The organism is Allobranchiibius huperziae (assembly GCF_013410455.1).
Lineage (GTDB): Bacteria > Actinomycetota > Actinomycetes > Actinomycetales > Dermatophilaceae > Allobranchiibius > Allobranchiibius huperziae.
Genome location: NZ_JACCFW010000001.1, coordinates 3,150,575 through 3,163,240, shown reverse-complemented (window position 1 = coordinate 3,163,240; position 12,666 = coordinate 3,150,575). Strand labels below are relative to the sequence as shown.

Here is a 12,666-nt window from a genome sequence, read left to right as displayed (position 1 = left end):
CCCAGCATCGCACCGCGCGCGCACTCCCGTACGGGGGCGGCCTCGGAGCACGCACCGCTGCCAGCGAGGGCCTAAGACCTTGGATCGGTCAGGGTTAGGACTCAGTCCTGTAGTCCTACGGCGCGGGTGGGCAGTGCACTGGGGGAGTCCGCACATCCCAGGTGTCGGGGCAGGGCCCGACGCAGACGGAGGAATCCGATGACCACCACCCGCATCTCCCGACGAACCGGCGTCGCGCTCGGTGTCGCCGCAGCACTCGTCGCACTCCCCGCGGCCCAGCAGTCCGCATCGGCTGTCGGCCTCGGGCACGCCCCCGCTGCGTCGTCGGGCGCGACGCTGCCGGCCACCGGAAATGCGATCGGCTGGACCGCTGCCGTGCAGCACCAGACCGGTCGCGACGACGACCACGCCCGGCTGGTGATGGTCTCTCCGGCGGGCGGGACCGTCCAGGTGGGCGACGTCTCGGACGACGCGCGCATCGAGGACGTCACCCTCGGAGGCCGTTACGTGATCACGGCCCGGGAGGTCTTCGGCAGCACCTCGCAGGGCGACCAGACGCGGGTGACGGCGTGGGACACGCACACCCGGAAGCCGTACTACTTCCGACTCTCCGGCACCGGCTACGCGCTGGCATTCGCAGGCAACGGCATCCTGGTGGCACCGGCCTCGGGCAAGGGGGTCACCGTCCGCACGTTCGCGGGAACGGTCCGGACCCGGTACGCCGACATCCCGGTCGCGACCGGTGGCCCGCGTGGCATCGCGGTGTCGCCCGACGGGCGCACCCTGCTCCAGAGCGGGAAGCAGCTCTACCTGCGGGACGCCGCGACGGGGAAGGTCATCAGGACGGTGAACCCGCCCTCGCCGGCCGTCAACGGGTCGTGCGACCCCACGCGGTCCTGGACGCCGGGCTCGTTCGTCCTCGAATGCCGCGGGTCCGGGGCCGGCGACGATCGCACCTACCGGGTCGGGTCCGACGGCGCCGTCACGGCCCTCGCCGGACCGGGCCAGGCGGCCGGCGGCATCTGGCCCACCTCGGCCGGAGTCGTGACGAACGTCGGCGGCGAGGTCGACTCGGGGCCGTTCGTGCTGCACACCGCGAAGGGGAACCGCACCCTTCCCCTGGGGTCCTACGCGGAGCCGACGGGGAGTCGCGGATCGACTCTGACCGTCGTGTCGGACATCGCGAACGGCGGCACGGTGTTCACCTACGACGTGACGACCGGTACGCGCCGGACCCTCGCCGGTACGTCGGCGACCGGAGGCGGGCGGTACACCAGCGGTCAGACGATCGACGGCAACCAGTAGGGCCGTTTCTGCAGGCCGCCGCGTGCCCACCCACCCGGTCCGGGTGGGTGGGCGCGTCGCGTCCGAGGCCGCGATCGGCGGTCACGGAGAAAGTCCTAGTTGAGCGGAATCGACTCAACTTTCCCTGCGTTGCATCTGGCAGATGACCGAAGACGATTCCGTAACCGGTGGCCGAGTGGCACGCTCGGAGCGGAGCGTCGTACACAGCTGTCCGACCAGGGAGATCATGTGGACCTTCAACTGACCACCAAGGCGCAGGAGGCGGTCTCGACCGCCGTCCAGGGCGCCGCGAGCGCCGGCAACCCGCAGGTGGAGCCGGCGCACCTGCTGCTCGCACTCGCCGAGCAGACCGAGACGACGACCGCACCGCTGCTGGAAGCGGTCGGGACGACGACCACGGCGGTGGCTGCCACCGCGCGTACGGCGATCGCCGCGTTGCCGGCCGCGACCGGGAGTTCGGTCGCGCAACCGAGCATGTCGCGCGCGTTCGTCAACGTGCTGGAGCAGGCCCGCGCCGCGATGACCGCGATGGGCGACACCTTCACCTCCACCGACCACCTGCTGCTGGCGCTCGCCCGCACGGGTGAGTTCGGCCTGGACGCCGACGCGATCGAGGCCGCCGTACCCGCGACCCGCGGCGGCGCGAAGGTGACGTCGGCGCAGCCGGAGGGCACCTTCGACGCGCTGGAGAAGTACGGCACCGACCTGACCGCCGTCGCGCGCGAGGGCAAGCTCGACCCGGTCATCGGGCGCGACTCGGAGATCCGGCGGGTGGTGCAGGTGCTGTCGCGCCGCACCAAGAACAACCCGGTCCTGATCGGCGAGCCCGGGGTCGGCAAGACCGCTGTGGTCGAGGGTCTGGCGCAACGGATCGTGGCCGGCGACGTGCCGGAGTCGTTGCGCGACAAGCGACTGGTGAGCCTCGACCTCGGCGCGATGGTGGCGGGGGCGAAGTTCCGCGGCGAGTTCGAGGAGCGGCTCAAGGCCGTGCTGGAGGAGATCAAGAACGCCGGCGGCCAGGTCGTCACGTTCATCGACGAGTTGCACACCGTCGTCGGGGCGGGCGCGACCGGCGAGGGCGCGATGGACGCCAGCAACATGCTGAAGCCGATGCTGGCGCGCGGCGAACTGCGGCTGGTCGGCGCGACCACGCTCGATGAGTTCCGCGAGCACATCGAGAAGGACCCCGCACTGGAGCGGCGCTTCCAGCAGGTCTATGTCGGCGAGCCCAGCGTCGAGGACACCATCGCGATCCTGCGCGGGCTGAAGGAGCGCTACGAGGCGCACCACAAGGTGGCGATCGCGGACGCGGCGCTCGTCGCGGCGGCATCCCTGTCGGACCGTTACATCACCGCGCGGCAGCTGCCGGACAAGGCGATCGACCTCATCGACGAGGCGGCGTCCCGACTGCGGATGGAGATCGACTCCTCCCCGGTCGAGATCGACGAGCTGCGGCGCGCGGTGGACCGGCTGCGGATGGAGGAGCTGCACCTGCAGAACGAGAGCGACGCGGCGTCCAAGGACCGGCTCGAGCGGCTGCGCGCCGACCTGGCCGACCGCCAGGAGCAGCTCGCGGCGCTCAACGCCCGGTGGGAGTCGGAGAAGGCCGGCTTGAACAGGGTCGGCGACCTCAAGGCGCAGATCGACGAATTGCGCACCCAGGCGGACCGGTTGGAGCGGGACGGCGACCTCGGTGAGGCGTCCAAGATCCGCTTCGGCGACCTGCCGGCCATGGAGGCTCAGCTTGACCAGGCCCAGGCCGCCGAGGCCACGTCGTCCACGGCGGGCGTCGCGGGCGAGGGCCCGATGGTCAAGGACGAGGTCGGCGCCGACGACATCGCCGAGGTCATCTCGTCGTGGACCGGCATCCCGGCCGGTCGGCTGCTGGAGGGCGAGACCGAGAAGCTGCTGCGGATGGAGGAGTTCCTCGGCAAGCGGCTGATCGGGCAGGCCGCTGCCGTGCAGTCGGTGTCGGACGCCGTACGCCGCTCGCGTGCCGGTGTCGCCGACCCCGACCGGCCGACCGGGTCGTTCTTCTTCCTCGGACCCACCGGTGTCGGCAAGACCGAGCTGGCCAAGTCGCTCGCGGACTTCCTCTTCGACGACGAGCGCGCGATGGTGCGCATCGACATGTCGGAGTACTCCGAGCGGCACGCGGTCGCGCGGCTGATCGGCTCACCGCCCGGGTACGTCGGCTACGAGGAGGGCGGTCAGCTCACCGAGGCGGTGCGGCGGCGACCCTACTGCGTGGTGCTTCTGGACGAGGTGGAGAAGGCGCACCCGGAGACGTTCGACATCCTGCTGCAGGTGCTGGACGACGGTCGGCTGACCGACGGGCAGGGCCGCACGGTCGACTTCCGCAACGTCATCCTGATCATGACCAGCAACCTCGGCTCGCAGTTCCTGATCGACCCGATGCTGTCGCAGGAGGCCAAGCGCGAATCGGTGATGACCGCCGTCCGCACGTCGTTCAAGCCGGAGTTCCTCAACCGGCTGGACGAGGTCGTCATCTTCGACCCGCTGTCGAAGGCCGAGCTGGCGCGCATCGTGGACCTGCAGGTCGCGGCCCTGGGCCGGCGCCTGTCGGATCGGCGCATCTCGCTGGAGGTGACCGACTCGGCTCGTCAGTGGCTGGCCGACGAGGGCTACGACCCGGCGTACGGCGCGCGACCGCTGCGGCGGCTGGTGCAGAAGGAGATCGGCGACCGGCTGGCGAAGGCGATCCTCGCCGGAGACGTGCTCGACGGCGCGACCGTCACGGTCGACAAGCCGCAGGGCGAGCCGAGCCTCACCCTCGCCTGACGCCCTGGGAGTCGGTTGTCCGCACTTGCGTGTACCCGTCGACACGAAAGTGCGGACAACCGGCGAGCGCGCAGCGGGTCAGGCGGTGCCGACCAGGAGTCCGGCCAAGAGGTCGGGCACCTCGTACGGCGTCATGTGGCCGATGCCGTCGAGCACCTCCAGGCGGGCACCCGGGATCTCGCTCGCCAGGGCGGTGCCGAGCCGTTTGGAGGTGAGCCGGTCGCGGGTGCCGACCACCACGGTCACCGGCACCTTCGCCAGTGTCGCGGCGGCAGCGGTCTCGTCGTGCTGCATCAAGGCCCCGTGGAAGGCGCCGAACGCGCGCATCGACGTCCGGGCGGTGAGCGCGCGCGAGCTCTCCAGCAGCGCGGGGTCGGGGTCCTTGCCGTAGAGCGTGCGCTGACCCTTCAGGGTCACCAGCCTGCCCATCCGCCAGGGAGTGCGGGCGAGCAGCTGCATGGCGACGGCCTCGCCGCGCACCCCGGCGCCGGTGAGACCGCTGATGGCGGTCGAGGTCAGCAGCACCCGCTGCACCCGCCCGTCGAACGCGCCGGGGTGGGCTCCCGCGTACGCCATCACGCTCATCCCGCCCATCGAGTGACCCCCGAGGATGAGCGGTGACCCGGCCGGCACGCACTGGTCGATGACGGCGTCGAGGTCGGATCCGAGACGTCGCACGGACTCGTCCTTCGGGCGTTTGCTGCCCCGTCCGAACGTCGAATGCCCGTGTCCTCGCTGGTCGTACGTCACCACTCTCAGGTCGCCCGGCAGTCTCTCGGCCACGAGGTCCCAGGACTGGTGCGCGAGGGTCCACCCGTGCGAGAGGACCACCGTGGTCGCCTCGGGGTCGGCAGGTTCGCGGACGTACGCCGCGAGGCGGGCCCCGTCGGCGGTGGTCACGGTGCGATGGGCGAATGTCGTTGTCGGCACGAGGGGCAGCCAACCACGGCCGCGCCATCGGCGCCGGTCGCGGGCCCCGACGCGGAACCCGCGCAGCCGGTCCGGACGTCGGAGCAGGAGTTCCTTTCCCTACTCGCGCGTATAGGTTGACCGCATGCAACGATGCACCGCCCTGTCCGCGGCCGGCTCCACCCTGCTGGTCGGTGCCCTCACGCTCACCGGATGCAGCAGCACCGCAGGCAAGGCGGCGGCCAGGACCACCGCGGGGGAGACGGCGGTGCAGCGGCTGCAGGCGGTGAAGAAGGTGGTGGACGCCGCGACCGGCTTCCACATCGAGCTCTCCTCGGCGAACGTCCCCTCGACGGCCAGCGGCCTGTTGTCGGGCAGCGGTGACGGCTCGCACGCCCCCGCCTTCAAGGGAGACCTCAGGGTCCAGATCGCGGGCGCCAATGCCAGCGTCCCCGTCGTCGCGATCGGCAACGTCGTCTACGCCAAGCTGCCGTTCGCGAAGGCCTACTCCACGATCAACCCCTCGACGTACGGCGCGCCCGACCCCAACGTGCTGTTCTCCTCCGGCCCGGGCGGCCTGTCGGCGCTGCTCCCCATCACCCAGGGCGCCGCGTACGGATCTCAGAAGCGCGACGGCAGCGAGACCGTGCAGACCATCACCGGCACGCTGCCCTCGAGCGCCGTGCACAAGACCCTGGGCTTCGGCAAGGACTCCACCGGCCTCAACTACAACGTGGAGTACGAGATCACCAGCACGAACGAACTGCGCCAGGTCCGCGTGACCGGCCCGTTCTACACGGCCGGCGACACGACGTCCTACCTGACGCGCTTCACCAAGTACGGCGAGAAAGTCGATGTCAGCAAGCCCTCGTAGGTCAACCGCCGAGAGGAGCCCGAAGGCGCTCCTCGGGGTCGCCTCGATCGCCGTGGCGCTCGCAGCCGCCGACACCTACGTCGTCGTCCTCGCGCTCACCGACATGATGACCGGCGTCGGGGTCGGCATCGACTCCCTGCAGAAGGCGACCCCGATCATCTCCGGCTTCCTGCTGGGCTACGTCGCCGTGCTCCCGCTGATCGGCCGGCTCGCCGACCTGCTGGACCGGCAGCGGATCCTGCTCGGCTGCCTGGCCATCTTCGTGGTGGGCTCGGCGATCACCGCCATGGCACCGGAGCTGTCCGTGCTGGTCGTCGGCCGTGTATTGCAGGGTCTCGGCGGTGGCGGGCTCGTCCCCGCCACCCTCGCCCTGGTCGCCCAGCTGTGGCCGCCCGGCAAACGCGGCACACCGCTCGGCGTGGTCGGCGCCGTCCAGGAGATCGGCAGCGTGGTGGGCCCGCTGCTCGGCGCCCTCATCCTGACGATCTGGGACTGGCGCGCGATCTTCTGGGTGAACGCCGTGGCCGGGGTGCTGCTCGCGGTCGCCGTCCGGGTCATCGGGGGACCGGTGCGTCCGACGCCCGGCACCCGCCCGCGTTGGTGGCGGCCCGTCGCGGCGGTCACCGCGGTCGCCGGCGTGGCCGGCGCCGTCCTGCTCACGCTCGCCCTGACCGCGCCCTCGGCGCTCACCTCCTCGATCCGCTGGGGCGGCCCGTTCGTGCCGTACGGCACGCACACCTCGCGGATGATCACGCCCATCGGGGTGTGGGCGATGATCGCGCTCGCCATCGCGCTCGTGCTGACCGTCCCGCTCCTATGGCGCACCTTCGCCCGGGTCGACCTGCCGGGCGCCGCGCTGATCGGCGTCGCGCTGGGCGCCCTCATCCTCACCTTCGCCACGTCCGACCCCTCCAAGCAGGTGATCGGCCCGCTCGGTCTGTGGCTGCTGCCCGTCGCGGCCGTCGCCGCCGGGCTCTTCGTCTGGCGGCAACGGACCGTCTCCGACCCGCTCGTCGCACCCGGCGTCGTACGCCGGCGGGTCACCCCTGCGCTCGCGTGCTCGCTCTTCGCCGGCACCGCGCTGGTGTCGATCGTGGTCGACGTCCCGCTGCTCGCGCAGCTCACCGTCGCGCACAGCACCGAACGCGACGGCGCCCTCATCCTGTTGCGCTTCCTCGTCGCCGTGCCGGTCGGCGCACTCGTGGGCGGTCTGCTGCTGCGCCGGTTCGGGCCCGGGTTGATCGCCCCGGTCGGCCTCGCGGTCGCTGCGGTCGGTCTGCTCGCGATGTCCACCTGGGGCAACGGGTCACTGGAGAGCCTGCCCGCGTGGTTCGTCCTGATCGCGGTGGGATTCGGCATCGGGTTGTCGATCGCGCCCATCAACGACGCGGCCCTGCACGATGCCGCCCCCGATCAGCAGGGCGTCGTCTCGGCGCTGGTCGTGGTGAGCCGGATGATCGGGATGGTGGTGGGTCTCGGTCTGCTGACGGCGCTCGGCCTGCACCAGTTCTACGACCGGGTCGCGCAGATCCCGAATGCCACCGACACGCAGATCGCCGCCGCGGCCGTCGTGCAGGTGCAGACCATCTTCCTGGGCGCCGCCATCGCCGGTTTCGCTGCGGCGCTCATCGCGATCGCGTTGGGGATCCGCCGGATCCCCGTGCATCACCTGCTCGAGGAGACCGACGCCCGGGAACCGGTGAACTCGTAGTCGACCATCTCGGTGCGCCGGGTCGCGCGCTCGTACTCCGGCACGCTGCCGGGCCAGAGCACCCGGTTGCGGCCGAACTGGTCCAGGTACCAGCTGTCGCACCCGCCCGCGATCCACACCGTGCGCTGCGTACGCCGATCGAGCGCGGCCATGTGCGCCTGCGCGACCGCCTCGCGCACCTGCACCGCGCCGGCACGGCGCCGGTCGCGCTCGTCCAGCAGCCGCAGCGTCAGGGCGATCTGCGCCTCGATCATCATCAACACCGAGGTGTGCCCGAGCGCGGTGTTGGGGCCCAGCAGGAAGAACAGGTTGGGGAAGTGCGGCACCGTCACCCCGTAGTACGACGTGATACCGGCATCCCAGTCCTCGCCGAGGTCGTGGCCGCGGGCACCGGTGAAATTCAGGTGCCGGTAGGAGCCCGCGACGTCGAAGCCGGTGGCCAGCACGAGGACGTCGAGGTCGTGACGGGCGCCGTCGGCAGTGACCAGCCCGCGGGCGTCCGCGCCGGTGATGTGCTCGGTCTCGACGTCCACGTCCTCGCGCGCCAGGGCCGGGTAGTAGGCGTTGGAGAAGGTGATCCGCTTGCAGCCCATCGTGTAGTCGGGGATCAGTTTGCGGCGCAGCTCAGGGTCCGTCACGGACCTGCGGATGTTGGCCGCGGCGCCGGCCGATGCGGCCTTCAGGAGCGCGGGCACGCGGGTGAACGCGATCGCCCGCAGCTCGTTCGCGGTCCTGATCTTCGCGCGGTGCAGCTTCATCAACCACGGCCGCTTGTCGTAGGCGTCCTGTAGCGCGTCGGGGTACTCCGGGTCGACCTTGGGCAGCACCCACGCCGGGGTGCGCTGGAATACGGTCAGGTGGTCGGCATCCTCCGCGAGCAGCGGGATCGCCTGCACCGCACTGGCGCCCGTGCCGATGATGCCCACCTTGCGGCCGAACATGCTGGCGCCCGGATCCCAGGACGCCGTGTGCATCACCTCGCCGGCGAACGTCTCCAGCCCGGGGATGTCGGGGAGCGACGGCTCGTGCAGCGCGCCGACGCCCAGGACGACCGCGCCCGCGACCAGGTGCGTCTCCACGCCGTCGGAGCCGAGGACGGTCAGATGCCACACCCGCAGGCTCTCGTCGTAGACGCCGCGGGTCACCTGCGCGTCGAACTGCACATCCTTGCGCACGTCGTACTTCTCCACGACGTAGAGCAGGTAGTCCTGGATCTCATCGGCGGTGGCGTAGGCGCGTGACCAGTACGGGTTCGGCTCGAAGGAGAAGGAGTAGAGGTGGCTCGGCACGTCGCACGCGCACCCGGGGTAGAGGTTGTCCCGCCAGGTGCCGCCGATGTCGTGCGCCTTCTCCAGGACGGTGAACGAACGGCCCGACCGCTGCAGGGCGATCGCCATCCCGATGCCGGAGAAGCCGCTGCCGATGATGACGACGTCGTGATCGACCGGGGTCTGCATGGGGTCCATGACCGGTCAGGCTACCCACGCGTACGACGGGTGCGGGGACCTCGGGAGTCAGGTGGTTCTCGCCGATTGCTCGCCGAATCATCAGACGGGGTATCTATGATCCGCCTGTGTCATTGGTCGGGGGACCCCTGCTGGTCGTCGTCGGTATCGCCCTGGTCGTCGTAACGGTCGGGGCCGTCATGGGAGGTCCCCGGTGGGGGCCTCGGTGGGTCGGCGTCGTACAGCGTACGGTCCTGGTCCTCAGCGCGCAGGTGGTCGCGCTCGTCATGGTCGGTCTCGCCGTCAACGACTGGGGTTCGTTCTACGGGTCCTGGTCCGATCTGTTCGGCGGGTCCACCGGTGTCGTCACCACCGCTGCCGGTGGCCACTCCGCCTGGGATGAATCCCACGCGGGCGGGGGCGCACCCGCGCTGCAACCCACCCACTGGTCCGATGCGAAGCAGTACACACAGAAGGGTGAGCTCGGTTCCGTCGAGCTGGCCGGGCGGCGCTCCGGCCAGCGCGCCCGCGCCCTGATCTATCTCCCGCCGCAGTACTTCGACGCGGCGGACTCGTCGGCACGCTTCCCCGTCGTCGAGGTCTTCCCGGGATACCCCGGGGAGGTGCAGCAGCTGGTCACGCGATTGGGCTTCCCGAGCGCCCTGCTCGACGGCATCCGGGCCCACCGTCTGCGACCGATGATCCTGGTCATGTTGAACCCGTCACTGGTGCTGCCCCGCGACACAGAGTGCACGAACGTCCCCGGCGGCCCGCAGGTCGTCACATTCCTCACGCAGGACGTGCCCGCCGACCTCCATGCCAATCTGCGTGTCACGTCCGGCGGCTGGGGGGTCATGGGACAGTCGACCGGCGGGTACTGCGCCGCGAAGCTGGCGATGATGGCACCGCACCAGTTCGTCACCGCCGTCTCGCTCTCGGGGTACTACAACGCACGTCACGACTCCACTACGGGAGACCTGTGGGGCGGGAGCACCAAGCGGCGTGACCTCAACGACCTGGACTGGCGACTGGCCCACCTGCCCGCCCCGGCGATCTCGCTCCTGGTCACGATCGGCTCCCTCGAACCCGGCATCGAAGGCCTGCCGGGAGCGCAGCAGTTCATCGGCCTGGTCCGGCCCCCGATGACGGCCCGACTGGTCGTGGTGAAGAACGGCGCGCACAACTTCCACGACTACCAGTCCGTGCGCGGGACCGCCCTCGCATGGTTGTCGGACCACCTGGGTGCAGCGGGATCGCAGCAGCCTGCGTTCCAGGCGCAAGGACGCCAGGGCGATCCGCAACCGGGCTGAGAGTCCCAGCACCCATTTCCCGTCGGGCTCCCAGCAAGGAGCGTCACGATGGGGCCCGCCCCGCCGACCGCACTTGATGGGACTCACATGACGACGACCGCGAACGCTTCCTTGGGGGCTCGTCTGCGACGGGCCTGGGGCGACCACCTAGACGACGGGGAGCAGTCCGCCACGCTGGCGTGGGCGTCGTTCGCCGGGACGTTCGTCGGCGTCCGTGCCCTCACCCATTGGCTGCGTGACGGCCACGGACCCAGCGGCGGCGGCATCAGCGTGGGCGGCCGGCACTTCCACCACTACAACATCGGGATCGTGCTGCTGACCGGCATCGGTGCGGTCGCGATCCGGGGCGAGGAGCGGCATCGGCGTCACCCCAGCACGGCTCTGGCGTACGGCATCGGCACGGCGCTGATCGCCGACGAGGCAGCGCTGCTGATCGATCTGCAGGACGTCTACTGGGCCAAGCAGGGACGCCTCAGCGTCGACGTCGCGGTGAGTGCCATCGCGCTCGGCGGCCTGGCCATCGCCGGGTCCGGCCTGTGGCCGACCGCGGTGCGGGAGATCCGTAGGACGGCGTCCGCGACACGGTGAGCCGGTCACGGTCGCTGCCGGAGCCGTACGTGCCGTGACTCATCGGCAGATACGTTCGGGTCTCCCGTCCCGAGGAGTGCGATCCGCGTGACCGACGACCGAGGCGCCGACTGGCGCGAGCGATGTGCTGCGCAGTGGGCCGACACGATCGCGAGCGTCCTCGCAACGACCTACCCGTACGGCGCAGCGCACCAGTCGTTGACGCCGGACGACGTCGATGTCACGCCGGACCGTCTGCACCCGGCGTTCCACGGCTGCCTCGATTGGCACTCGTCGGTGCACATGCAGTGGTCGGCGGTGCGGCTGCTCACCCTGGCACCGGAGCAGCTCGGCACCGAGCGTCGTGCGCGGCTGCGGGCCGTCCTCGACGCGCGGCTCACCTCCGTGCACCTGGCTCGGGAGGCGGCGTACCTGCGCGAGCGCCCGAGCTTCGAGCGGCCCTACGGCTGGGGCTGGGCCGCCGCGCTCGCGCTCGCGGCCGAGCAGTCCGAGGAGCCCGGCGCGCACGGCTGGGCGCTCGCGACCCGTCCGCTCTTCGACGTGGTCGCCGATCTGGTGCTGGCGTGGCTGCCTGAACTGGCCTATCCGGTGCGGCACGGCACGCACGCCAACACGGCGTTCGCGCTTGCTCTGGTGCACGAGGCGGCATCCGCGTTGGGGCGCCCCGGCGTGGCCGACGCCATCGCGGCACGCGCTCGCGAATGGTTCGGCGCGGACCGTGGCTACCCGGTGGCGTGGGAGCCGGGCGGCAGCGACTTCCTGTCGCCCGCCCTCTGCGAAGCCGACCTGATGGGACGGGTGCTGCCGGCGCCTGAGTACGAGGCGTGGCTGGCGGCGTTCCTGCCCGGGCTCGGCGCACCGGATGACCCGCTGCTGGAGCTGCCCGAGGTGCGGGACCGCTCCGACGGGCATGCGGTGCACCTCTTCGGCCTCGCCCTGTCGCGTGCCTGGCAGCTTCGCCGTCTGCAGGGCCTGCTTCCGCCGGACCGGTCCGGTCGCGTGGCCCGGGCGAGCGCACGGCAGGTCGCGCACGTCGAACGCGAGATCGTGGCGGGCGATTTCATGTCGACCCACTGGCTGGTGTCGTTCGCCCTGCTCGCAGCGACCGCCTGACCGGGTCGTCCATGGCGCTCAGTGCCGGTACGGCCCCGGCGCGTAGTTGTTCTGCTGGACCACGATCGTCTGGTGGTGCTCGGCGCCGCACGCCATCACCAACGCCACCATCCAGCCGATGAACGACCATCCGAGCAGGAAGTTGACCAGGCCGATCGCCAACTGGTTGGACTTGCCGCGCGTCGCCGCGATCGCCCACGGCAGCATGTAGAAGAACGTGATCACCGCGACGACCCAGGCGACCACGATGAGGGCGGTGTTCGGCGCCGGACGGGCCACCATCGTCGTCGAGCCGTACGCGTACTGCGGCGCGTACCCCTGGACGGGTCCGTAGCCCGGGGCCGGATGGTGCGCGTGGCCCGGCGACGGATACCCGTGGCCCTGCTGCGGGTACGCCTGACCCTGCTGCGGATACCCCTGCTGCGGATACCCCTGGACGGGCTGGGACGCCGGGGATTCGAAGACCACGGCACCCGAGTGCCCACCCTGCGGATCGGTGGGCGGCTGCTGCGGTTTGCGCAGCGGGATCGGGTTGGTGTGCGGCGTCTGCGGGATGCCCCGTGTGCGGTCGTCGTCGGTCATTGCGTCCCCCTGGAGGCGATTGATGTG

At 71.0% G+C, this 12,666-nt stretch carries 10 protein-coding genes; 7 read left to right on the top strand and 3 right to left on the bottom strand.

What is annotated here, in order from left to right; all coding sequences use genetic code 11:
* Positions 1–198 precede the first annotated feature (198 nt).
* Positions 199–1,305: a WD40 repeat domain-containing protein gene (locus HNR15_RS15000; RefSeq protein ID WP_179483120.1), complete on the top strand. Its 1,107-nt coding sequence runs from the start codon at positions 199–201 to the stop codon at positions 1,303–1,305.
* A 228-nt stretch (positions 1,306–1,533) separates the two neighbouring features.
* Entirely contained in the window at positions 1,534–4,107 is a 2,574-nt protein-coding gene (clpB, locus tag HNR15_RS14995) for an ATP-dependent chaperone ClpB (RefSeq protein ID WP_179483119.1), read from the top strand.
* A 78-nt stretch (positions 4,108–4,185) separates the two neighbouring features.
* Here clpB and HNR15_RS14990 read toward each other — a convergent pair whose 3' ends face one another.
* Entirely contained in the window at positions 4,186–5,007 is an 822-nt protein-coding gene (locus tag HNR15_RS14990) for an alpha/beta fold hydrolase (RefSeq protein WP_179483118.1), read from the bottom strand.
* A 154-nt stretch (positions 5,008–5,161) separates the two neighbouring features.
* Here HNR15_RS14990 and HNR15_RS14985 point away from each other — a divergent pair, with 154 nt between their 5' ends.
* Both HNR15_RS14985 and HNR15_RS14980 read left to right on the top strand, forming a co-directional pair.
* Positions 5,162–5,890, top strand: coding sequence for an LppX_LprAFG lipoprotein (locus HNR15_RS14985; protein WP_179483117.1), 729 nt, complete (start codon positions 5,162–5,164; stop codon positions 5,888–5,890).
* 52 nt (positions 5,891–5,942) lie between these two features.
* Positions 5,943–7,601 carry an MFS transporter gene (locus tag HNR15_RS14980; protein WP_343048555.1) on the top strand — a complete coding sequence of 553 codons (1,659 nt, stop codon included), beginning with the start codon at positions 5,943–5,945 and terminating at the stop codon, positions 7,599–7,601.
* Here the strand turns inward: HNR15_RS14980 and HNR15_RS14975 are convergent.
* Positions 7,556–9,067: a flavin-containing monooxygenase gene (locus HNR15_RS14975; RefSeq protein WP_246305939.1), complete on the bottom strand. Its 1,512-nt coding sequence runs from the start codon at positions 9,065–9,067 to the stop codon at positions 7,556–7,558. The genes HNR15_RS14980 and HNR15_RS14975 overlap by 46 nt on opposite strands.
* 107 nt (positions 9,068–9,174) lie before the next feature.
* Between HNR15_RS14975 and HNR15_RS14970 the strand changes: the two genes are divergently transcribed.
* The 3 genes from HNR15_RS14970 (at position 9,175) to HNR15_RS14960 (ending at position 12,057) form a co-directional block, all read left to right on the top strand.
* Positions 9,175–10,356, top strand: a complete 1,182-nt coding sequence (locus HNR15_RS14970; RefSeq protein ID WP_179483115.1) for an alpha/beta hydrolase-fold protein — start codon at positions 9,175–9,177, stop codon at positions 10,354–10,356.
* A gap of 87 nt (positions 10,357–10,443) precedes the next feature.
* On the top strand, positions 10,444–10,944 hold the full coding sequence (locus HNR15_RS14965) for a hypothetical protein (protein ID WP_179483114.1): 501 nt from the start codon (positions 10,444–10,446) through the stop codon (positions 10,942–10,944).
* 87 nt (positions 10,945–11,031) lie between these two features.
* Positions 11,032–12,057 carry a DUF2891 family protein gene (locus HNR15_RS14960; protein WP_179483113.1) on the top strand — a complete coding sequence of 342 codons (1,026 nt, stop codon included), beginning with the start codon at positions 11,032–11,034 and terminating at the stop codon, positions 12,055–12,057.
* A gap of 18 nt (positions 12,058–12,075) precedes the next feature.
* Here HNR15_RS14960 and HNR15_RS18420 read toward each other — a convergent pair whose 3' ends face one another.
* Positions 12,076–12,639 carry a superinfection immunity protein gene (locus HNR15_RS18420; RefSeq protein ID WP_246305938.1) on the bottom strand — a complete coding sequence of 188 codons (564 nt, stop codon included), beginning with the start codon at positions 12,637–12,639 and terminating at the stop codon, positions 12,076–12,078.
* Positions 12,640–12,666 lie beyond the last annotated feature (27 nt).